The sequence below is a fragment of the Pseudomonas sp. Con_6 genome (genome assembly GCF_059379395.1).
The window spans coordinates 2,491,010-2,513,717 of record NZ_CM182011.1 but is presented as its reverse complement, the minus strand read 5'-3'; the positions used below and the strand labels follow the sequence as shown (position 1 = coordinate 2,513,717).

General features: G+C 64.7%; 19 protein-coding genes. 8 read left to right on the top strand and 11 right to left on the bottom strand.

Annotated features, from left to right (window positions below):
• Positions 1-7: 7 nt before the first annotated feature.
• Positions 8-976 carry a helix-turn-helix domain-containing protein gene (locus AC5QPF_RS11240; protein WP_494963281.1) on the bottom strand — a complete coding sequence of 323 codons (969 nt, stop codon included), beginning with the start codon at positions 974-976 and terminating at the stop codon, positions 8-10.
• Positions 977-1,083: 107 nt separating this feature from the next.
• Between AC5QPF_RS11240 and AC5QPF_RS11235 the strand changes: the two genes are divergently transcribed.
• A complete protein-coding gene (locus AC5QPF_RS11235; protein ID WP_494963280.1) occupies positions 1,084-1,632 on the top strand; it encodes an isochorismatase family protein in 549 nt (182 codons plus the stop codon).
• Position 1,633: 1 nt separating this feature from the next.
• Here AC5QPF_RS11235 and AC5QPF_RS11230 read toward each other — a convergent pair whose 3' ends face one another.
• Positions 1,634-2,194 carry a helix-turn-helix domain-containing protein gene (locus AC5QPF_RS11230; protein WP_494963279.1) on the bottom strand — a complete coding sequence of 187 codons (561 nt, stop codon included), beginning with the start codon at positions 2,192-2,194 and terminating at the stop codon, positions 1,634-1,636.
• An 86-nt stretch (positions 2,195-2,280) separates the two neighbouring features.
• On the opposite strand from AC5QPF_RS11230, the gene AC5QPF_RS11225 reads away from it, so the two are divergent.
• From AC5QPF_RS11225 to AC5QPF_RS11195, 7 genes are all read left to right on the top strand, one after another.
• Complete coding sequence (locus AC5QPF_RS11225; RefSeq protein WP_494963278.1) at positions 2,281-3,225, top strand: EamA family transporter; 945 nt, start codon at positions 2,281-2,283, stop codon at positions 3,223-3,225.
• A 147-nt stretch (positions 3,226-3,372) separates the two neighbouring features.
• Positions 3,373-6,282 carry a monovalent cation/H+ antiporter subunit A gene (locus AC5QPF_RS11220; protein WP_494963277.1) on the top strand — a complete coding sequence of 970 codons (2,910 nt, stop codon included), beginning with the start codon at positions 3,373-3,375 and terminating at the stop codon, positions 6,280-6,282.
• On the top strand, positions 6,282-6,626 hold the full coding sequence (locus AC5QPF_RS11215; protein WP_042128349.1) for a Na+/H+ antiporter subunit C: 345 nt from the start codon (positions 6,282-6,284) through the stop codon (positions 6,624-6,626). The genes AC5QPF_RS11220 and AC5QPF_RS11215 overlap by 1 nt, the downstream gene beginning before the upstream one ends.
• Positions 6,623-8,308: a monovalent cation/H+ antiporter subunit D gene (locus tag AC5QPF_RS11210; protein WP_494963276.1), complete on the top strand. Its 1,686-nt coding sequence runs from the start codon at positions 6,623-6,625 to the stop codon at positions 8,306-8,308. The genes AC5QPF_RS11215 and AC5QPF_RS11210 overlap by 4 nt, the downstream gene beginning before the upstream one ends.
• On the top strand, positions 8,305-8,793 hold the full coding sequence (locus AC5QPF_RS11205) for a Na+/H+ antiporter subunit E (protein WP_494963275.1): 489 nt from the start codon (positions 8,305-8,307) through the stop codon (positions 8,791-8,793). Before AC5QPF_RS11210 ends, AC5QPF_RS11205 begins: the two co-directional genes overlap by 4 nt.
• Complete coding sequence (locus AC5QPF_RS11200; RefSeq protein WP_330075207.1) at positions 8,790-9,068, top strand: K+/H+ antiporter subunit F; 279 nt, start codon at positions 8,790-8,792, stop codon at positions 9,066-9,068. The genes AC5QPF_RS11205 and AC5QPF_RS11200 overlap by 4 nt, the downstream gene beginning before the upstream one ends.
• Positions 9,065-9,424, top strand: a complete 360-nt coding sequence (locus AC5QPF_RS11195) for a Na+/H+ antiporter subunit G (RefSeq protein ID WP_494963274.1) — start codon at positions 9,065-9,067, stop codon at positions 9,422-9,424. The genes AC5QPF_RS11200 and AC5QPF_RS11195 overlap by 4 nt, the downstream gene beginning before the upstream one ends.
• Positions 9,425-9,430: 6 nt before the next feature.
• On the opposite strand, the gene AC5QPF_RS11190 is transcribed toward AC5QPF_RS11195, so the two are convergent.
• The 9 genes from AC5QPF_RS11190 to AC5QPF_RS11150 form a co-directional block, all read right to left on the bottom strand.
• Positions 9,431-9,625, bottom strand: coding sequence for a hypothetical protein (locus AC5QPF_RS11190; RefSeq protein ID WP_494963273.1), 195 nt, complete (start codon positions 9,623-9,625; stop codon positions 9,431-9,433).
• Positions 9,622-10,089 carry a hypothetical protein gene (locus AC5QPF_RS11185; protein ID WP_494963272.1) on the bottom strand — a complete coding sequence of 156 codons (468 nt, stop codon included), beginning with the start codon at positions 10,087-10,089 and terminating at the stop codon, positions 9,622-9,624. Before AC5QPF_RS11185 ends, AC5QPF_RS11190 begins: the two co-directional genes overlap by 4 nt.
• Before the next feature lie 447 nt (positions 10,090-10,536).
• Positions 10,537-11,760, bottom strand: coding sequence for a methyl-accepting chemotaxis protein (locus tag AC5QPF_RS11180; RefSeq protein ID WP_494964157.1), 1,224 nt, complete (start codon positions 11,758-11,760; stop codon positions 10,537-10,539).
• A gap of 549 nt (positions 11,761-12,309) precedes the next feature.
• Positions 12,310-12,714, bottom strand: a complete 405-nt coding sequence (locus tag AC5QPF_RS11175; RefSeq protein WP_494963271.1) for a TraR/DksA C4-type zinc finger protein — start codon at positions 12,712-12,714, stop codon at positions 12,310-12,312.
• Between the two features lie 253 nt (positions 12,715-12,967).
• Positions 12,968-14,635: a NahK/ErcS family hybrid sensor histidine kinase/response regulator gene (locus tag AC5QPF_RS11170; protein ID WP_494963270.1), complete on the bottom strand. Its 1,668-nt coding sequence runs from the start codon at positions 14,633-14,635 to the stop codon at positions 12,968-12,970.
• Entirely contained in the window at positions 14,619-15,782 is a 1,164-nt protein-coding gene (ercA, locus tag AC5QPF_RS11165; protein WP_494963269.1) for an alcohol dehydrogenase-like regulatory protein ErcA, read from the bottom strand. Before ercA ends, AC5QPF_RS11170 begins: the two co-directional genes overlap by 17 nt.
• Before the next feature lie 116 nt (positions 15,783-15,898).
• A complete protein-coding gene (gene pqqA, locus AC5QPF_RS11160; RefSeq protein WP_009394664.1) occupies positions 15,899-15,970 on the bottom strand; it encodes a pyrroloquinoline quinone precursor peptide PqqA in 72 nt (23 codons plus the stop codon).
• A 258-nt stretch (positions 15,971-16,228) separates the two neighbouring features.
• Complete coding sequence (gene exaC / locus AC5QPF_RS11155; RefSeq protein WP_458976150.1) at positions 16,229-17,749, bottom strand: acetaldehyde dehydrogenase ExaC; 1,521 nt, start codon at positions 17,747-17,749, stop codon at positions 16,229-16,231.
• 158 nt (positions 17,750-17,907) lie between these two features.
• Positions 17,908-22,473 (bottom strand): dermonecrotic toxin domain-containing protein, encoded by a 4,566-nt coding sequence (locus AC5QPF_RS11150; protein WP_494963268.1) that lies wholly within the window; start codon positions 22,471-22,473, stop codon positions 17,908-17,910.
• Between the last annotated feature and the right edge of the window lie 235 nt (positions 22,474-22,708).

Sequence of the window (22,708 nt, the reverse complement as noted above, 5' to 3'; positions counted from 1 at the left end):
AACACCATCACTGCCCGGTCACCTGCCGCCGATAATCACTCGGCGCCAACCCGGTAACCTTGTGGAATACCTTCCTGAACGCCCCCGGATCCTGATACCCAACCCCCCAGGCGATCTGGTCGATGCTGCGCCGGGTGAACTCCAGCATCCGACACGCTCGCCCGACCCGTACCTGCTGGCAGTACTCGGTCGGTTTCAACCCGGTGGCACTGCGAAAACGCCGCAGGAAGGTCCTTTCCTCAAGCCCCGCGCACTCCGCCATCATCGGCACGCTCACCTCTCGCGCCCCGGTGCTCTGCAACCAGTGCTGGACCTTCAGCACCGCCTCGTCGCCATGGTCCAGGCGCGGACTGAAGCTGCTCCCGGCCGGTTTCACCTGCACCGGCTCTACCGCGAGAAAGCGTGCAGTCTCGGTGGCCAGGGTCTGGCCCAGAAAACGTTCAACCAGTTTCAGCCCCACCTCGGTCCAGGCCATCAACCCTGCACTGGTGATCACGTCGCCATCTTCCAGCAGCGGCAGGTTGGCCTCGACCCGCACCTGCGGAAAACGCTCGGCCAGTGACTGGGCGAAGTTCCAGTGGGTAGTCGCCGAGCGCCCGTCCAGCACGCCACTGGCGGCGATGAAGAACACCCCGACGCAGACCGACACCAGCAAGGCGCCATCGCCGTGCCAGTCGCGCAGTTGCTGGCGATAACGCTCCAGCAGCTCGGCCGTGGGCTCCTGGCTCAGGCTCGGCGGCACGATCATCACCTGCGGCTGGAAGCTGTCGCGCTGGTGGCTGTCATGACTGACCCGCAACACACCATCGCAGTCCTGCCAATGACAGACCCGCAGCGGCGCACGCTGAGCCATGCCGAGGTCGGCGGCGAGTCGATTGGCCACGCTGAACAGGTCGGTCAGCCCGTACACCGCCGCCATCTGCGCGCCGGGGTAGACGAGGATGCCGATCTCGGTGAAGTCGCCGTCGCAGTTCATTGTCAGTTTTTCCCGTCAAATTGTCGGTCGCGCCAATCCGCAACGACGCCGGGCAAGCCTATAACTATCTACCACCACGTCACCACTCTCCTTAATGAGGAAGCACCATGAGCCAGAAGGCCCTGATCATCATCGACATCCAGAACGACTACTTTCCCGGCGGCAAGTGGACCCTGGCCAATGCCGACGCCGCAGCCGACAACGCGGCCAAAGCCCTGGCGGCGGCGCGGGCCCGGGGCGACCTGGTGATCCATGTGCGGCATGAGTTCGAATCGGCCGACGCGCCCTTCTTCGCCCCCGGCTCCGAAGGTGCGCAGATTCATCCGAAGCTGGCACCGCAGGGCGACGAGGCAGTAGTACTCAAGCACAAGGTCAACGCCTTCCTCGACACGCCGCTGCAAGGCCTGCTGGAGCAGCGGCGTGTCAGTGAAGTGACGGTGGTCGGCAGCATGAGCCACATGTGCATCGACGCCGCCGTGCGCGCGGCCGCCGACCTCGGCTACGCAGTCACGGTGCTGCACGATGCCTGCGCCACCCGCGACCTGGAGTTCAACGGCAGCATCATCCCGGCGGCCCAGGCCCATGCGGCGTACATGTCGTCGCTGGCGTTTGCCTACGCGCAGGTGATCTCTACACAGGACTGGCTGGCCGCCTGATTCAGATCACCACGTTGCGCACGAAGCGCGTGGCCACCTCGCCATCGTTGCGATAGCCGTGGGTGCGGTTGCTGGCGTAGGTGAAGAACTCGCCTGCCGCCAGCCGGCGTGGCTCGCCGTCGATCAGCAGGGTCAGGCAGCCCTCGAAGACGAACACCTGCTCGCTGAAGCCTTCCGGGTCGGCGTTGGTCTGGTAGAACTCGCCGGGTTCCAGGCGCCACTCCCACAACTCCACCTCGCGCCGCGCCGGGGTGCTGGCCAGCAGCACCGCCTTGCTCCCGGGGTGCTCGCCGGCCCAGGCCAGCTCGTTGATACGGCTGGAGTCGCGGTTGTCAGGGGCCTTGATCAGATCACTGAAGGCCACGCCGAGGGCTTCGGCGATCAAGTCCAGCGTCGACAGACTGACGTTCTTCTCGCCCGCCTCGATCGCCACCAGCATCCGCCGGCTGACCCCCGACTGCTCCGCCAGGGCGCTCTGGCTCAGGCCTGCGTCATGACGCAGGCGGCGCACGTTCTGACTGACGTGCTGGAGAACCGAGGCGCGATTGGAATCTTTGTCCACTGAAATGCTCACTGAAAAGGGTTTGCGCAGTATACTGCCCACTTTTGCCGCGCATTGTGCGTCGCCTTTTCCTACGTGTGCAAGCCATGACTACTGACAACCCCGTGCGTGCGTCTTCCACTTTCCGCCTGAGCAAGGCGGAACTGGTGCTGGTATTCATCACCATGCTCTGGGGCGGGACCTTCCTGATCGTGCACAAGGTCATGACCGTCAGCGGCCCGATGTTCTTCGTCGGCCTGCGCTTCGCCGCCGCCGCGCTGTTCGTCGGCCTGACCTGCTGGCGCACGCTGTCCGGGCTGACCCCGCGCGAGCTCAAGGCCGGGGTGCTGATCGGCGTGTCGATCATGCTCGGCTACGGCTTGCAGACCGTTGGCCTGCAGACCATCAGCAGCAGCCAGTCGGCGTTCATCACCGCCTTGTACGTGCCCTTCGTGCCGATCCTGCAATGGCTGGTGCTGGGCCGTCGGCCCGGCCTGATGCCGGCCATCGGAATCGCCCTGGCGTTCACCGGGCTGATGCTGCTGGCCGGGCCAAGCGGCGGCGCGGTGCATTTCAGCCCCGGCGAGATCGCCACCCTGGTCAGCGCCGTGGCCATCGCCGCGGAAATCATCCTGATTGGCAACTATGCAGGCTCCGTGGACGTGCGCCGAGTCACCGTGGTGCAACTGGCCACTGCCTCGGCGCTGTCGTTCATGCTGGTAGTGCCAACCCAGGAACGCCTGCCGGACTTCTCCTGGCTGTTGCTAGGCGCCGCCATCGGCCTCGGTGCCATGAGCGCGGTGATCCAGGTGGCGATGAACTGGGCGCAGAAGTCGGTTTCGCCAACCCGCGCTACGCTGATCTACGCGGGTGAACCGGTATGGGCCGGGATTGTCGGACGTATCGCTGGTGATCGCTTGCCAGGCCTGGCCCTGATCGGCGGCCTGCTGATCGTGGTCGCGGTGATCGTCAGCGAACTGAAGATCGGAACACGCGAAGAAAAGCCAGCGCTGACCGCCGCCGACGAGAAGGAAGCTGACACCGGCCTGTAAAGGAAACAGCACGCTCGTCATGCGGAAACTGTTATAAGAAAAACGCTTTTTCTTACAATTCTTGTAGGGGTCGGCGGCAGCTTGCCGGTTGGTGATCACCCGGACGGCACGTATGATCGGTTACAAATTTCCGCAGATCAGATATCTATGTCCTTGATAGTTCTACTGCTTCTGCCGTTCATAGGCAGTTGTCTGGCAGGCGTGCTGCCGCACAACGCACGCAACTCGGAGTCGGTACTGGCCGGCATCGTCGCCCTGATCGGCACCGTGCAGGTCGCCATGCTGTACCCGCAGATCGCCGATGGCGGGGTCATCCGCGAGGAGATCCTCTGGCTGCCGAGCATGGGCCTCAACGTCATCCTGCGCATGGATGGCTTTGCCTGGCTGTTCTCCCTTTTGGTGCTGGGCATCGGCACCCTGGTGTCGCTGTACGCGCGCTACTACATGTCGCCGCAGGACCCGGTACCGCGCTTCTTCGCCTTCTTCCTCGCCTTCATGGGTGCCATGCTCGGTCTGGTGCTCTCCGGCAACCTGATCCAGATCGTGTTCTTCTGGGAACTGACCAGCCTGTTTTCCTTCCTGCTGATCGGCTACTGGCACCACCGCGCCGACGCCCGCCGCGGCGCCTACATGGCGCTGATGGTCACCGGGGCCGGCGGCCTGTGCCTGCTGGCGGGGGTGATCATCCTCGGCCATGTGGTCGGCAGCTACGACCTGGACAAGGTCCTCGCTGCCGGTGACACCATTCGCGGCCACGCCCTGTACCCGGTGCTGCTGCCACTGATCCTGCTCGGCGCCCTGAGCAAGAGCGCGCAATTCCCCTTCCATTTCTGGCTGCCCCATGCAATGGCGGCGCCTACGCCGGTCTCGGCGTACCTGCACTCGGCGACCATGGTCAAGGCCGGGGTCTTCCTTCTTGCCCGGCTCTGGCCGGTGCTCTCCGGCACCGAAGAATGGTTCTGGATCGTCGGCGGCGCCGGCGCCTGCACCCTGCTGCTGGGCGCCTACGCGGCGATGTTCCAGAACGACCTCAAGGGCCTGCTGGCCTATTCCACCATCAGCCATCTCGGCCTGATCACCCTGCTGCTCGGCCTCAACAGCCCGTTGGCGGCGGTGGCGGCAGTGTTCCATATCCTCAACCACGCCACCTTCAAGGCCTCGCTGTTCATGGCCGCGGGCATCATCGACCACGAGAGCGGTACCCGTGACATCCGCAAGCTCAGCGGCCTGTTCCGTCTGATCCCCTTCACCGCAACCCTGGCCATGGTGGCCAGCGCCTCGATGGCCGGTGTGCCGCTGATGAATGGCTTCCTGTCCAAGGAGATGTTCTTCGCCGAGACCGTGTTCATCAGCTCTACCGCCTGGGTCGAAATGACCCTGCCGGTGATCGCCACCCTGGCCGGTACCTTCAGCGTCGCCTACGCCCTGCGCTTCACCGTCGACGTGTTCTTCGGCCCACCCGCCACCGACCTGCCGCACACCCCGCACGAACCACCGCGCTGGATGCGCGCGCCGGTCGAACTGCTGGTACTGACCTGCCTGGTGGTGGGCATCTTCCCCGCCTACTCGGTCGGCCCGCTGCTGGCCGCCGCTGCGCTGCCCGTGGTTGGCGGCGAGCTGCCGGAATACAGCCTGGCGGTCTGGCATGGCTGGAACGCGCCGTTGATGATGAGCCTGATCGCCATGGGCGGTGGCATCCTGCTCTACCTGGTGCTGCGCACCCAGTTCCAGCACGGACGTTTCCGCTACCCGCCGGTGATCGAACGCTTCAATGGCAAGCGCCTGTTCGAGCGTGGCCAGGTCATGCTGATGCGCCTCGCCCGCCGGATCTCGCGCATCTTCACCACTCGCCGCCTGCAGAAACAACTGTTCATGCTGGTCCTCGCGGCCCTGGTGGCCGGCATGCTGCCGCTGCTGTTCCACGGCCTGAGCTGGGGCGACCGGCCGAAGATCCCGGGCTCCGGGGTATTCGTCACCCTCTGGCTGATCGCCATTGCTTGCGCCATTGGCGCCGCCTGGCAGGCCAAGTACCACCGGCTTGCCGCACTGATCATGGTCGGCATCTGCGGCCTGATGACCTGCATCACCTTCGTCTGGTTCTCCGCGCCTGACCTGGCCCTGACCCAGCTGGTGGTGGAAGTGGTGACCACGGTGCTGATCCTCCTCGGCCTGCGTTGGTTGCCGCGTCGTATCGAAGGTGTCTCCCCGCTGGCCGGCTCCCAGGAACGGGCACGCCTGCGCCGCCTGCGCGATCTGGTCCTGGCGGTGCTGGTGGGTGGCGGCATGGCGGTGCTGTCCTATGCCATGCTGACCCGACCGACGCCAAACTTCATTTCTTCCTTCTACCTCAGCCGGGCGATGCCGGAAGGCGGCGGCACCAACGTGGTCAACGTCATGCTGGTGGATTTCCGAGGCTTCGACACCCTGGGCGAGATCACCGTCCTGGTGGCTGTGGCCCTGGCGGTGTTCGCCCTGCTGCGACGCTTCCGTCCGCCGCGGGAAAGCATCCAGTTGCCTGCGCAACAACGCTCGCTGGCTCCCGACATGGTCACCGACCTGGTCAACCCGCGGCACGCCGAGGACACTGCGCTGGGCTTCATGATGGTGCCGGCGGTGCTGGTGCGCCTGCTGCTGCCGATGGCCCTGCTGGTGTCGATGTACCTGTTCATGCGCGGCCACAACCAGCCGGGCGGCGGTTTCGTCGCCGGCCTGGTGATGTCGGTTGCGTTCATCCTCCAGTACATGGTCGCCGGCACACAGTGGGTCGAGGCGCAGATGAGCCTGCGGCCGCTGCGCTGGATGGGCACCGGGCTGCTCTGCGCGACCCTCACCGGGGTCGGCGCACTGTTCTTCGGCTATCCGTTCCTCACCACCCACACCGCGCACCTGAACCTGCCGCTGCTGGGTGACCTGCACGTGGCCAGCGCGCTGTTCTTCGACATCGGCGTGTTCACCGTGGTGGTCGGCTCGACCCTGCTGATCCTCACCGCCCTCGCCCACCAGTCGGTGCGCGCGCACCGCCCGCAGGCGAAACCCGCCAGCCAAGGAGTCGCCTGATGGAAGAAGTCATCGCAATTGCCATCGGCGTGCTCGCCGCCTCGGGGGTCTGGCTGATCCTGCGGCCGCGGACCTACCAGGTGATCATGGGCCTGTGCCTGCTGTCCTACGGGGTCAACCTGTTCATCTTCAGCATGGGCAGCCTGTTCATCGGCAAGGAGCCGATCATCAAGGACGGCGTGCCCCAGGACCTGCTCAACTACACCGACCCGCTGCCCCAGGCACTGGTGCTCACCGCCATCGTCATCAGCTTCGCCATGACCGCGCTGTTCCTCGTGGTGCTGCTGGCATCCCGTGGCTTCACCGGCACCGACCACGTCGACGGACGGGAGCCACAGGAATGAGTGGTATGCAACAACTGATCGTCGCCCCCATCCTCCTGCCGCTGCTGACAGCGGCCCTGCTGCTGTTGCTCGGCGAAAAGCGCCGGCCATTGAAGGCACGGATCAACCTGCTGTCGACCCTGGCCGGGCTGGGCATCGCCATCAGCCTGCTGCTGTGGGTCAAGGACCAGGGGCAGGCCACCTCCATCGGCGTCTACCTGCCGGGCAACTGGGCGGCGCCGTTCGGCATCGTCCTGGTGCTGGATCGCCTGTCGGCGCTGATGCTGGTGCTGACCGGCATCGTCGGCACCAGCGCCCTGCTCTTCGCCCTGGCCCGCTGGGACCGCGCCGGCGCCAGCTTCCATGCGCTGTTCCAGATCCAGTTGATGGGGCTCTATGGGGCCTTCCTCACCGGCGACCTGTTCAACCTGTTCGTGTTCTTCGAGGTGCTGCTGGCGGCTTCCTATGGTCTGTTGCTGCACGGCTCGGGACGGGCGCGGGTCAAGGCCGGCCTGCACTACATCGCCATCAACCTGTTCGCCTCGTCGCTGTTCCTGATCGGCGCGGCGATGCTGTACGGGGTCACCGGCACCCTGAACATGGCCGACCTGGCGATGAAGATTCCCCTGGTACCGGAGGCCGACCGCGGCCTGCTGCATGCGGGTGCGGCGATCCTGGCCATCGCCTTCCTGGCCAAGGCCGGCATCTGGCCGCTGAACTTCTGGCTGGTGCCGGCCTACTCCTCGGCCAGCGCGCCAGTGGCGGCGCTGTTCGCGATCATGACCAAGGTCGGCTTCTATACCGTGCTGCGCTTATGGACCCTGCTGTTCTCCGGGCAGGCAGGCGCCTCGGCGTTCTTCGGGGGAGAGTGGCTGGTGTATGGCGGCCTGGCCACGCTGGCCGTCGCGGCGGTGTCGATCCTAGCCGCGCAGCGCCTGGAGCGCATGGCCAGCCTGAGCATCCTGGTCTCCGCCGGCACTCTGCTCGCGGCCATCGGCTTCGGCCAGACCGCGCTGACCTCGGCGGCGCTGTTCTACATGGTCAGTTCGACCCTGGCCCTGTGCGCGCTGTTCCTACTCGCCGAGCTGATCGAGCGTTCGCGAGCGGCCAATGATCTGGCTCTGGACGATGACCTCGATACCCTGCCCTCGCCGCTGGAATCCCTGCAGCCGCCCAAGGGCATCAACCTCGACGATGAGCAAAAGGCGGTGGTCGGCCAGGTCATCCCCTGGACCATGGCTTTCCTCGGCTTCAGCTTCATCGCCTGTACCCTGCTGATCATCGGCATGCCGCCGCTGTCCGGCTTCGTCGGCAAGTTCAGCCTGATCACCGCGCTGTTCAACCCGCAAGGCATGGGCGTGGTCCCTGACCAGCCGCTATCGGCTAGCGGCTGGACCCTGCTGGCACTGCTGATCCTTTCCGGCCTGGCCTCGCTGATCGCCTTGGTGCGCCTCGGCGTGCAGCGTTTCTGGAAGCCACAGGAGCGACCATCGCCATTGCTGCGCCTGTATGAATGCGTGCCTATCGTCGCCCTGCTCGGCCTGTGCGTGGTCCTCAGCCTGTGGGCCGAGCCATTGATGCGCTACGCCCAGGATACCGCCGCCAGTCTCAAGGACCCGGCGGGCTATATCGAAGCCGTGCTCGGCACCCGACCGATTCCCGGCCCCACCACCCTGGGCAGCGTCGGGCAGGTGCAACCATGAAACGACTGTTCCCCGCGCCGTTGCTGTCGCTGGCGCTGTTCGTCCTGTGGCTGGTGCTGAACCTCTCGATCAGCCCCGGCAATATCATCCTCGCCGCGCTGCTGGGCATTCTCGCGCCGCTGCTTATGTCACCCCTGCGCCCGTTGCGCGCGCACATCCGCAGCCCCGGCACCATCGTGCGCCTGATCCTGCGGGTCGGTGCCGACGTAGTGGTGTCCAACCTGGAGGTGCTGTTCACGGTCTGGCGCCTCGGCAGCAAGCCGCCGCGCTCGCGCTTCGTGCACATTCCCCTGGACCTGCGCGATGCCCATGGCCTGGCCGCGCTGTCGATGATCACCACGGTGATTCCCGGCACAGTCTGGTCGGAGCTGGCCCTGGACCGCAGCGTCCTGCTCCTGCACGTGTTCGACCTCGATGACGAGGCGCGCTTCATCGAGCACTTCAAGAGCACCTACGAACGTCCGCTGATGGAGATCTTCGAATGACCGGTCTGCTTGCCAATGCCATCATCGCCAGCCTGTTCATCTTCGTCATCGCCATGGCCCTGACCCTGGTCCGGGTGTTCCGCGGGCCATCGGCCCAGGACCGGGTGCTGGCCCTGGACTACCTGTACATGCTGGGGATGCTGATGATGCTGGTGCTGGGTATCCGCTACGCCAGCGATACCTATTTCGAGGGGGCGTTGCTGATCGCCCTGTTCGGCTTCGTCGGCTCGTTCGCCCTGGCCAAGTTCCTTCTGCGCGGCGAGGTGATCGAATGAGCGCTCCGGTATTACCGTTCTGGCTGGAAGTCATCGTGGCCGGGTTGATCCTGGCCAGCAGCCTGTTCGCCCTCACCGGGGCCATCGGCATCCTGCGCCTGAAGGACTTCTTCCAGCGCATGCACCCGCCGGCACTGGCCTCGACCTTCGGCGCCTGGTGCGTGGCCCTGGCGTCGATCCTGTATTTCTCGGGGCTGAAGGAAACGCCGGTGCTGCATGCCTGGCTGATCCCGATCCTGCTGTCGATCACCGTGCCGGTGACCACCCTGCTGCTGGCCCGCACCGCGCTATTCCGCAAGCGCATGGCCGGCGAGGATGTGCCGGGAGAGGTCAGCAGCCGCGAGCAGCGCGACTGAACCCCGTCACTCGCCCTCGGTCAAGCGTTGCAGCTCGCGTCTGACCATCGCCGCATACTCCGCCGGTTCCAGCTGGTACAGCTGACCGGCCACCCAGCTCAACCACTGCCCACGCAATTCGTCCCGGCGTTCCAGCAACCGCCGGGCCTGCGCTTCTGCGCGGGCCTGGTTGCGCTCATGGAACTCGCGGCGCCCGCTCACTCGCTGGCCTTGAAGGTCAGCTCGCCCTTGCGCCACTTGGCCGCCTTGGCCACGGCGGCCTTGAGCGGTTTGGACAGGCCGTCGCGCAGTTGCTCGTGGGCGGCGAAAACCATGACCACGCTACGGCCTTCGCGGAACACGATGCCCTCGCCTTCCGGGATGCTGACGAAGGCGTACTCGCCGAGCCCATAGATGGTCAGCTTGATGTCACGAAAACGCAGTTCGAACTTGCCGCCTTCACGGCTGGGCAGGACGGCGGCACGGAAGTGGTCGCCGACTTTCAGCTCCAGGCGCTGCTTGTCGTCGACAACGAGGGCCTCGGAGGTATCGATCTCCGCCATGTACAGGCCGTCGGGGCTTTGCTCGACGATATAGACGAATTGCGACTGGAACTGTTTGACCAGTTTGCCGCGTAGGTCTCCCAGCACGAACAGGGCGTGCATATCCAGATTGCTGACTGCCAAATGAAAGTTCCTCAAAAACCGAGATCACACCGACACCCGTGGTGAATGGCTCCCACGGGCATGCCGTACTTCATTGATTCGAAGTCCGGAAGACTAAAGAGTTAGAGCAAATAAGTGGCGACCGGGAGGCGTCGCGCCTTGTGGGAAAACCCTATTTTCCCTGCCAGCCAATGGCCCGGTGGCGAACGTCTGACCGACGCTGCCTGGTGAAAATTCCGTGTTTCACCGCTGCTTCGCGGCGCTGGACCATCAACCAAGGATAGTCCTGTTGCGTCGGAAAGCAGGTGGCTCACCGCACAGGGTAGGGAATATGCCCGAAAACACGGAAATCCGTCGAGAGGTGGATGCTGTTTTTTAAGCTACAAGCTTCAAGCTGCAAGCCTCAAGAAAGGGCAGTCAGCGGTGAACCGGCTTTTCTCGCCGCTTGAAGCTTGAGGCTTGCAGCTGTCAAGGCATCTTCTCCGGCCGATACCCCAGGCGCAGTCCGCCCCAATGCCGGCCATCCACCTTGATCGGCACCGACAGATCATGCATCAGCTCGCCGGTGTCGCGGGTGTAGGTCTGCAACAGCACCCGCTGTTGGTGGCTACCGCAACGGATCCCGGTGCGGTCGTCGAACTTGCGCTTGCTGCGGTTGTGCGCGGTATCAAGCGCCTCGTCGCCGGTCAGTGGCTGGTTGAACGCATTGTTGTGGGTCGGCACGTAGCCCTGCTGGGTGCAGGCAATGGCGTACACCAGCCCTTCATGCTCGCGCAACAGCGGCTCCTGGATACCTGGAAGAACCTGGTCGGTGTACTGGTCGAAACGGGTGCGGTAGCGTGCCGGCCGCGTGCCCGGCAACGCCTGGTACTGACGATCGAACAGGTCGTCATGACTAACCCGACCGCTGCGAATATCCGCCTCGAACCGTTCGGCAATCTCCTGTGCGCCGCGCAAGGCCAGGTCGAAGACCCGCTGGTGATACTCGTCCAGGCCCACCTCGGCAAGGCGTTCGCTGATACTTTCGGCCTGCCCTTCCATTTGCACCGCGGCCTGAGCCAGGCGCTGGGTCTGTTGGTCGCTGATGGCAAGGTCGCCGCGCATCTGCTCCACCGCCTGGAACAGGCTGTCGAGCTGGGTGCGGGTGGTCTCGGTGCCGCCGGCGATCTCAGTGATCTGTTGCTCCACCGAGGCGGCCAGGCCCGCGATGCTGTCGAGCTGCTCGCCAGTGTGCTCGACCTGGCCGACGCCATTGTGCAGGTCGTCCGACAGCGCACGGATCTGCTCCACCACTTGGGCCGTGCGCTGCTGGATTTCCGCAACCATTACCCCGACCTCCTCGGTGGCGCTGGCCGTGCGCCCGGCCAGCCCGCGCACCTCGTCGGCGACCACGGCGAAACCCCGTCCGTGCTCACCAGCGCGGGCCGCCTCGATGGCGGCATTGAGCGCCAGCAGGTTGGTCTGGCTGGCGATGGCCTGGATCACCAGTGTGACCCGGGCAATGTCCTCGCTGCGCTGGTGCAGGGCTTCAATCAGCTCGCGGCTCTGGTTGGCCCGGGCGCTGAGCAGGTGCATCAACTGGATCGACTCGGCCAGGACGGTACGTCCCGCCGCACTGCTTTCATGGGCCTGCTGGGCTGCGACCAGAGCATCGCGACTGAGCTGGGAGGTGACTTTCTCGGTGCCGATCATGACTTCGGCACTCTGCACGATGCGCGCCGCAGAGCTCAGTTGGGATTGCACCTTCTCCGCCAGTTGACGCACCGAATAGGACACACCAGCCGCAGACAGAGCGTTGTGGCTAGTGCTTTGGGCAAGGTCGCGGGTCAGTTCGGCCAGCGGGTCACTGGCCACCACCGGCGCCGGGCGCGGGCGCGCGCGCAGCAGGGGCAGCCATAAGGCGAGCAAGGCCAGGGGCAGGCAAAACCAGAACGACAAACCGGCAAAGGCCATGGCCGCCAGCAACACCACCACGACCAGGCTCTGCAACGCCGTGCCGGACCAGCCACGGGCAGCCTTCGCCGCTGGCTCAGGGGTTGCCAGGCTGGCTGGCAGAGATCCTTCTCGCATCATGACGCTGGCTCCGCGTTGTTATTGTGTCGTCATTAAACGCCACTACAACGCCATTAGCCATGCTTCCTTCGGCGTAAGCCGGGCCTGCTTGATACAGGACAATGTTCCGCCCACGCGAAAACGAAAGCCCCGGGCATAGGGCCCGGGGCTTTCGTGTACCGCAGTCGGTCAGACCTGGCGCTGGTGCTTGTCCAGTTGCTCGTGACGCTCCTGCGCCTCGATACAGTACTTGGTAGTCGGACTGATCAGCAGGCGCTTGAGGCCGATCGGCTCGCCGCTGTCGTCGCACCAGCCGAAGGTGTCGTCGGCGATGCGGCCCAAGGCCATTTCCAGCTGCGGCAGCAGGCGCTGGTCGCGCTCGATGGCGTTCACCAGCCAGTGGCGCTCTTCTTCGACCGAGGCGGCGTCGGCAGGATCGGCCGGCGTGTCCAGGCTTTCGATGGTTACACGGCTCGCCTCGATGCGCTCGTGAGTCTCGACTTTCATCGACTGCAGCAACGCGGCGAAGAACGCCAGTTGCTCGGCGTTCATGTAGTCATCGGCCGGCATGGCCAGCAACTTTTCCTTTGTCATTGATATCTCTAATAAAAATTTACGTGCATTTAGACGAATCGGGTGCCGCGGCGACCCGGTCGCCTGCAGCGGAATTCTTCAAGCACCATCCGGTACTCATTTGCAGGGGGCGGCAGTCTAAGGCCGAGCCTCATGCCGGGCAACAGAAATGACTGCGGATTTGTCCGAAAAGCCCCCTATCCCCGAGAACATGGCGCGGGGGCAGCGTTTATAGCAAAAAACCTGCGGATGGGTGAAGCACGGCAACCGCCACTCATCCGAGCAATTGGCTCAATACTGCGCGCAACTTGCCGGGTTTTACCGGTTTGTTGAGTAAGGGCGCCCCCAGGCGCTGCATGGCACGGCGGCTCTGGTCACTGCGGTCGGCGGTGATCATCACCGCCGGGATGGCCACGCCGAAATGCTTGCGCAGGTCGCGTACCACTTCACATCCGGTTACACCATGATCGAGGTGGAAGTCCGCCAGCACCAGCTCCGGCGCCCGTCCTTGCAGTACCTGCAGCGCACTCTCACAGTCGCTGGCAACCAGCACTTCGCAGCCCCACTGGCCGAGCAACGCGGCCATGCTCTGCAGGATGCTGATTTCGTTGTCGAGTACCAGCAAGCGCCGCCCTGGAAGTGGATCGCCCAAGGCCGGCAGCGGCACCACGGGTGCGACCACCGGCCGCGGGGCCTCTCGCGACAACGGCACGTCGATGCTGAACACCGAGCCACGCCCCGGCCACGACCGCACACGCACCTGACATTCGAGGATCCGCGCGATGCGCTCGACGATGGCCAGGCCCAGCCCGACGCCCTTGCGGTCGGCGGCGCGGCCGACATCGAGCTGGTTGAATTCGAGGAAGATCGATTGCAGACGGTCAGCCGCGATGCCGCGACCGCTGTCCCACACCTCCAGGCGCAGCACTTGGCCACGCCGCCGCGCACCGAGGAGGATGCCGCCGTGCTCGGTATAGCGGCAGGCATTGCTGAGGAAATTGCGCAGGATCCGCGTCAAAAGACGGATATCGCTACGGATCAGGTAGGCGCCGTGACGCACCCGCAGGTTCAACCCGGCGGCCTCGGCCACCGGTTGGAACTCCGAGGCCAGCGGGCCGAGCAACTCGTCGAGGTGATAGAGGTCGAGGTCCGGCTTGATCGCCGCCTGGTCCAGGCGGGAAATGTCCAGCAGATCGCTGAGCAGGTCCTCGGCGCCCTCCAGGGCCTGGTGCGCACGCTCCACCAGCAGTTGCTCGGCCTCTGGCAGGCGCCGCTCACGCAAGGTAGAGATCAGCAGGCGCGCTGCGTTCAGTGGTTGCAACAGGTCGTGGCTGGCGGCGGCCAGGTACTTGTCCTTGCTGCGGTTGGCAGCCTGGGCCGCGTCGCGGGCTTCCATCAACTGGTTGGTACGCTCGGCGACGCGCTGCTCCAGTTCGTCGTTGAGCTGCTGCAGACGCTCCTGGCTCAACTTGCGCTCAGTAATGTCGGCGACGAAGCCTTCGACCACACCCTCCTCGTCCGGGCGCAGGAGCAGGTTCATCAGCACGTCGATGGCACTGCCGTCCTTGCGTTGCAACTGGGTCTCATAACCCAGCAGAGCACGCTCGCGCTGCAATTCATCGGCGATCGCCATCAGTTCCGCCTCGCCGCCGACGAACAGGTGCCCCGCGAGATCGGTGCGCGCCAGCAGCAACTGCTGTGGATCGCTGTAGCCGAGCATCCGCGCCATGGCCGGGTTGGCCGCACGCAGGCCGTCTTCCAGGCTGGCCTGGAAGATGCCGTGCACCGCGTGCTCGAACAGCCAGGTGTAGCGGTTGCGCTCGGTCTCCAGGTCGTCGAGGCGAGCGGCCAGTTCCGGGTAATGGCTCTTGCGGACCGTGTGGTTGCTCAGGCCGAGCAGCCCGGCCAGCGCATCGGAACCGGGCTCAGAGGGCCTCGCCATAGACCACCTCGACATCACGCTGGCTCGAGGCACGGGGGTTGGTGAGGATGCACGGATCGTCCATGGCATGCTGCGAGAGAAACGGGATATCGCTACCGCTGACCCCGTGCAGGCCGAGGGTCTCGTGGAAGCCCACGGCGTGCTTGAGGGCGATCAGGTGTTCCACCAGACGCACGCGGATCTGGTTGTGGTTGAGCCCGCGGCAGTCGATGCCGAAGGTCTCGGCGATGACCTTGAAACGGTCCGGTGCGGCGCTGTAGTTGAACGCCACCACGTGCTCCACCAGCACCGCATTGCACAGGCCATGGGGCAGATCGAGGAAGCCGCCGAGGCTGTGGGACATGGCGTGCACCGCGCCGAGGATCGCATTGGAGAAGGCCAGTCCGGCCTGCATGCTGCCGAGCATGATCGACTCACGCAGGGCGATGTCCTTGGGGTTGGCGATCATCTGCACCAGGTTGCCGTTGATCAGGCGCATGGCTTCCAGGGCATGGGTATCGGTCAGCGGACCGTGGCCGGTGGAAACGAAGGCCTCGATGGCATGCACCAAGGCATCAATGCCGGTACAGGCGGAGAGGAACGGGTCCATGCTCAGGGTGGTTTCCGGGTCGATCAGCGACACGTCGGGCACTACGGCCTTGCTGACGATGGAAAACTTCATCCGCTCCTGCTGGTTGGAGATGATCACGAACTGCGAGACATCCGCCGAGGTGCCGGCAGTGGTCGGAATCAGGATCAGCGGCGGGCTTGGCACGCGAATGGTGTCGACCCCTTCGAACTCGAGGATGTGCCGGCCATGGGCGACCACGATGCCGATACCCTTGGCACAGTCCATGGGGCTGCCGCCGCCGACCGCGACGATCACGTCGCACTGCTCGCTGCGGTAGCGCTCGGCGCCGTCCATCACCTCCTCCACCCGCGGATTGGGCGAAACCTGGCTGTAGAGCACGTAATCGATACCCTGGGCCTGCAGGCTGGCCTCGACGTCGGCAACCCAGCCGGCCTTGATGACCCCGGGATCGCTGACCAGCAGGACCTTGCGCGCGCCGAAAGTTCGGGCGTAGTTGGCGACGTGATGGCGGCAGCCGGCGCCAAAGATGATTTCGGGAGAGACGAACTTGCGCAACTGGCTCAGATTCGGGCTCATGCAACGCCTTCTTGTTTTTTTAAGTTAGCGCCAGCCTAAAGCAACGGGAGTGGAATGCAATGCGACCATGGCAAGACGGCGCCGGCCGCCTGGAGAACGACCGGCGCCAGGGGGGATCAACGGTTGGCGAAGTACATGGTCACTTCGAAACCGATACGCAGGTCAGTGAACGCAGGCTTTTTCCACATAGGTCCATCCTCTTCTGGCACCGCCGACTGGCGGTGGGTCTAGTGATACACCGTTTCCGGTGCGGGTCGAATGCTACTTTGGAACAGTCTTGAGGCAGCGCTGATGACTTGTGGGAGCGAGCTTGCTCGCGAACGGCGGCAAAGCCGTCGTAAAACCTGAGTCCGGAACTTGACAGACACACCGGGGACTCAGGTTTTGTGGCCGCTTCGCGCCCATTCGCGAGCAAGCTCGCTCCCACAAGGGTTACCAACCAGGGTTCAGAAGAAGCCCAGCGGATTGATGTCGTAGCTCACCAGCAGGTTCTTGGTCTGCTGGTAGTGATCGAGCATCATCTTGTGGGTTTCACGGCCAACCCCGGACTTCTTGTAGCCACCGAACGCGGCATGCGCCGGGTACAGGTGGTAGCAGTTGGTCCACACGCGACCGGCCTTGATCCCGCGGCCCATGCGGTAGGCGCGGTTGATGTCGCGGGTCCACACGCCGGCACCCAGGCCGAACTCGGTGTCGTTGGCGATGGCCAGGGCTTCGGCCTCGTCCTTGAAGGTGGTAACGCCGACCACCGGACCGAAGATCTCTTCCTGGAACACGCGCATGCCATTGTGGCCCTTGAGCAGGGTCGGCTGGATGTAGTAGCCGCTGGACAGGTCGCCGGCCAGTTGCTCGGCGTTGCCACCAGTGAGGATCTCGGCACCTTCGTCGCGGGCGATCTGCAGGTAGGAAAGGATCTTGTCGTACTGCTGCTCGGACGCCTGGGCGCCGACCATGGTCTCGGTGTCCAACGGATTGCCACGCTTGATCTGCTTGACCTTCTTCAGCACCTCTTGCATGAACTGCGGGTAGATCGACTCCTGCACCAGGGCGCGGGACGGGCAGGTGCACACCTCGCCCTGGTTGAAGAAGGCCAGGACCAGGCCTTCGGCGGCCTTCTCGATGAACGACGGCTCGGCCTGCATGATGTCTTCGAAGAAGATGTTCGGCGACTTGCCGCCCAGCTCGACGGTGGACGGAATGATGTTTTCCGCCGCGCATTTCATGATGTGCGAGCCCACCGGGGTCGAGCCGGTGAAGGCGATCTTGGCGATGCGTTTGCTGGTGGCCAGGGCCTCGCCGGCCTCACGGCCGAAGCCCTGGACGATGTTCAGCACGCCCGGCGGCAGCAGGTCGCCGACCAGTTCGATGAACACGGTGATCGACAGCGGCGTCTGCTCGGCCGGCTTGAGCACGATGCAGTTGCCGGCGGCCAGGGCCGGAGCGAGTTTCCAGGCGGCCATCAGCAGCGGGAAGTTCCACGGGATGATCTGCCCGACTACGCCCAGCGGCTCGTGGAAGTGATAGGCGGCGGTGTTGTCGTTGATCTCGGCGGCGCTGCCTTCCTGGGCGCGGATGCAGCCGGCGAAGTAGCGGAAATGATCAGCGGCCAGCGGCACGTCGGCGTTCAGGGTTTCGCGGATCGCCTTGCCGTTGTCCCAGGTCTCGGCCAGGGCCAGCACTTCCAGATTCTGCTCGATACGGTCGGCGATCTTCAGCAGGATGTTGGACCGATCCTGCACCGAGGTACGGCCCCAGGCATCGGCAGCGGCGTGGGCCGCGTCCAGCGCCTTGTCGACATCAGCGGCATTGGAGCGGGGGAATTCGGCGATGGTCTGGCCGTTGACCGGCGAGGTGTTGCTGAAGTACTGACCGCTCAGCGGCTGGACGAATTCGCCGCCGATGTAGTTGCCATAGCGGGGTTTGAACGAAACGATGGCATCCGGGCTGCCGGGAGCTGCGTAGATCATGGTGTAAGGCCTCTGCGGAACGGCGCCCATCGTGGATGACAGGCAGTGACTGGATCTTAGTCAGCCGGACCGGGGCAACGAATCAGCCCTTGGCAGGGAAGCCCTACTCATTTGGTAGTAGGGGAAAAGCCGGGGGCCGCAGCCCCCGACATGCCGTTTCAGAGGCTCAGGAACAGCTTCTGCGCACTGTCCTTGTCGATCCGGCTGCGGTACACCTCGATGATCGCCTGGTCGCTCTGCCCGCGTGCCACTTGCACGGTACGGTCATAGCGCTGTTCGCGGGTCTTGAGGTGGGCAGCGGTGAAATCGCCCACCACGGCATCGGCGCTCGCGTAGTGGAAATGTGCGTACCACAGCGGATTGCCATTCGTGTCGCGTATCACGAACTCCTGCAGGTAGTCCTGGGCGAAGCCCTTGCGCTTGGCCAGCGCGACCCGCTCACCTTCACGGACGATCGCCACCTCGCCGTGCTCGCGCAACCAGGCAACATGCCCGACCGTGGGTGCCTGACGCTTGAGGATATCGGCACGTAGCCTGCGTCCCTCATCGCGCATCTGCGTCGCCTTGGCGATGAGCTGGCGGGTCTGGCGTGCGGCATCGATGCCTTCGACCGAGGCATCGGTCGCATTCTCCCGGGTCAAGGCCTCCTGGATCTGTTCTGCCAAGGCATCAAGGGCACGGGCCTGCTGCACCAGGATGTCCTCGATGTCGGCACCGACGGTGGCGGTCCTGGCCTGACTGCGCACCTTGGCGATACGCCGCTCGGCGTTGTTGAGCAAGGGCGTGGAACGCCGGATCAACGTGCCCAGGCTGGCCGGCGTCGGCAGCACAGGTTCGCCGCGAATCTCACCCGCCGGTTGCCACACCCCCGGCTCCGAACTCTCCTCGTAACGCGCCAGCTCGCTGTTATCGATGGTATCCACAACCACCACGCTCTCGGGTTGGCCACCCTGTGCCTTGCGTCGCGAGCCTACGACCACCCCACGATTGCGGGTCCTGATCAGTACCTGCTTGCGCCGGCCTGGCACGGGCGGCGACACCGGTTCACTACGGATCGGCAACACCTGAAGGCGTTTGGCAAGTTCCTCCTGGGCCAGGCGCTGCATGCCCTCGAGGATTTCCCGGAAATTGTCCAGCGCCGCCTTGCCTTCTGTCTTGCGTGGCAAGGCCTGGTACAGGCGGCTGGTGTCTACGGCGTAGTCCAGGCGATCCACCACGCTATCGAGGATTTCCAGTTGCTCCGTCTCGCTGAAGGCATCGGGGATTTCCAGGGTGTCGCGCATGTTCAAACCGGTACGGGCCGCCAGCAGGGCGCTGTAGAGCACCATGTAGTCGCTGCTTTTCTCGGTGTCGAGAATCGCTGCGGCACGCAGGCTCAGATCCACCGACATCCAGGCGCGCAACGTCGGCTCCTTGGCCAGCAACTTCCCGGCCTTGTCGGCCAGGGCGGGACCGTCCGGCAGAATATCGCGCAACTGCTTGCGCATCTGGGCGATCACCGTATGGCAGGCGATCAGTTCATCGACCTGGCTCTTTGCCTTGCGACACGCCTCCATCATCCGCGCGAACTTTTCCACCTGCTCCGGCGACTGCTCTTCTTCCGGCGACGTCGCCGGGCGTATGCCTTTCATGGTGTCCTGATAGTCCGCGAACTGCGAGCGCAGGACGTAGCACAGCTGCGACTGATTGCCCGCACGATCGTACAGATTGCGCGCGTGCATGCGCTTGAACTCCCCCTGCGGCTTGAGCTGCTGCAGGTCACACAGGTTGCTGTCGAAGGCGACCAACAGACGTTCCTGTTCACGCAGGTCACTGGCATAGCGGTCCAGATGGCTGGCCGACGGATGTTCCTGGCGCGCCGCCTCATCGAGGTCGTCCTGAACCCGCAACGACACCTCCAGGCGCTGGGTCAGCAAGCTGGCATGGCGCTCTTCCAACTGGGCGACGCGCTGGCGGTTGCGCTCGCGCAATTGTTCGATGCGCCGGTTAAGCGGCATGCCTCCGCGCAGGCGCAGGCCGAAGTCCAGGTGCCACTGACCCGTCGCGTCATCGCGCCGGATCCACGGGCCGAAGGTCCCGGCGCCGTCCACCACCCGCGGCCCTGCTTCGGTGAAGGCGACCTGGTAGATCACTGTGTCGATTGTCGCCCACCACTGCTGATCGTGACGGTACAGGCCCTGGTACTCACCCTCGGCCTGGGCGTCTCCCAGTTGCGCCAGCGTCACGTCGCGGCGGAAGGCGGCCAGCGCCTCGCGTTGTTCGGCACTGAGCACCGTGCTGCCCCAGCCAAAGCCTGGCCAGGTCACAGGTTGTGGCGACGCCAGGGGTTCTACCTGGATACGCACACCATTGCCACCCTCCGCCACCGGCGCAGGTGTTGCAGCACGTTCCTGCGGCAGGCTGGACATCGACTCCGGCAACAGCAGCAAGGCGAGGTTGAGCAGCAACTGCTGCAGGTTACCCGACACCCCGGACGGCTGTGGCTCGGCAAGCAGTTGGCGCAGGTTGGCGAACAGCGGCAGCATCCAGGCGGCTTTGATCAAAGGACCATTGAAGAAGGGCAGTACGGTGTTGAACATCAGCCAACCCAGCTCCTCGTAGCCCAGCCAGCGGCTCTCGCTGCTGGACAGGGTTTCCTGGCTGGCGCGTGCGATCAGTTCCCTGGCACAGGCCGTGTAGAGGTGTTCTGCGAGGTCACCTGACAGGATCGTTTCACCCAGTTTCGCCATCGCGGGCACACTGAGCATCGAGAACTCGTCGCCAGGGAAGAAACGCACGGTATGCGGTTCGGCGAAGCCACCATGGTCATAGATCGGCTGCCGCGCCGCGGGCAGGCGCTGGAGGATGTCGTCGTGCAAGGCGCCTTCGTCGCACAGGGCCTTGAAGAACGCCTCCCGGCTGCTGAACTCAAGCAAGGGCTGGCGATGCAGGGGACGGTAAAGCAGGCAAGGCCCGCTGCCGACCTGCACCGCCTCCACCAGCCAGGCATTGCTGGCGACATCCGGGCTCGCCGCGGCGCCAGCGATGAACGACAGCGGCCTGATCACCGCGTCCATCGACGTGCCGCTCACCGGCCGGAACAACTCGTCGAGCCGGCGCAGGCTTTCTGCGCTCATGGCCGATGGGTCACGTAGATGGGTCTCCAACGCCAACAGCGGCACCTGCTCGCAGACCTGCTGGGCGAAACGACGCTGGCGCCCTTCACGCTCGGCGGGTTCGTCGAGCAACAGGCGCTGCAGCAGCGCCGGGTACTGACTGCCCACGTCCAGGCGGGCGACCAGGTCCTTCAGGTAGTCCACCGTCAACCACGCAGGCAAGGTCGCATCACTCAAGCTGAGCAGGCTGACCGAGCCAGGTCGCAGCGCTGCCAGGTTGGCCAGGGCGAACTGCATCAGGGTCAGGCGCACGGTCTTCACCTCGCCTTCGGCTACCACGGTGCCGCCGCTGCCGGCGGCGGCACCGGTGACCTGGCGGTTGAGCAGTCGCAGATCGTCCAGGTCTGGCAGCGGTGACTGAGGGTGCTCCTTGCGCAGCGCATCGCGCAGTTTTTCCCGAGCGAACTCGAACGCATCCGGTACACCGTCGAGGAACGAGGTGACATCACCATCGCGCTGCAGCTTCGCCAGTCGCAACAGACGGGCCGCATAGTCGCGACGCTGGATCTCGCTGGCCTTGCTCATCCACGCAGGTAATTGCAGGCGAAAACGCTCGCGCATTTCCCGCTGGCTGGCCTGGCACACGCCGAGCAGCGAGCTGGCCTCATCCAGCCGCAGGATCAGCGACTGGCTCGCGCTCATCCCGGCCAGACCCGGCAGCGCCGCCAGTTCACCGATCAGTTGCTGTTGCTGTTCGCGCAGTAACAAGGCTTGATCGAGGAATACCCCACCGGGCGCCGGGTAGCGGCGCAGGACCCGTTCATTCTGGGTCGCCGGGCAGCGGTTACCCAGCGCGCCACGCAAGGCCGCCACGGAGTCGAAGCGGTAAAGTGCACCGCTGAGGGTGAACAGCAGCGCCATATGCCGCTGCAACTGGGTGACGTCCCGTTCCAGCAGGATCGCGCTGGCCAGTTCCGGATCGAGCCCTTGCTCAACGCAGATCGCCTGGCTGAGCAGGCTGACCTTCACCTCGACGAGGTTGTTGAGCAAGGCCCGATCCCGGGCTTTCGGGAAGCTGCTGACCACCCGCACGGTGGCAGCTTCGAGACTGTCCAGAGTGCCGTCACGGAACAACTGGCCGACCAGATCCGTGCATTGCTGGCGCAGATGGTTTGCCAGCCAGTGCAACGGACTACCGTCCTCACCTCGCGCAGCCTCCCAGTATTCGTAAAGTGCCTGCTGGTAGGCCGAGAGCAGATACGGCGCGCACTCGTTCAGCAGTGCCTGTACCTCGACCACACTGGCCTTGCTGCGAAAAGGGGTTTCAGCCCCCTTGAAAAAGCTCAGGTAATCCGAGTCCGCGTCCAGGGACAGGGGCACGCCTCGGGCACAGCATTCGATCAGGACATCGGCCAACCCTTCGATACGCACGCTGCCCTTGGCGTCGGTGCGGTAGAGCAACAGGGCCGACGGATCCTGCTCCTTGATCCCGCGCAGGTACCACTGTTCGAAGATCATGCACCAGGCGACATCGTGCAATGAGGGGCGCCAGGCGAAGCGCTGGGCGATCGGACCGCAGAACGGCGTATTCAGGACCATATGGCCGAAAGGTGAGGGTTTGGGAGTCATGTGCCAGCTTCCTTGTGTCGAATGGAAGCGGCATTTCAATCGGCGGGAATGGGGAGATGGCGGTACATCTTGCTGGGCTGCCTTACGGACCGGGATTGGGGCTGCCCGTGCCGGCTTCACCGCTGGCGGGCCAGCTACCACAGGCTCGCGGGTGTCCTCAAGGACAGCGCGGTACGTGTGGGAGCCGGCTTGCCGGCGATGAGGCCGGCACTCACACCATCAATCAATGCCCAGG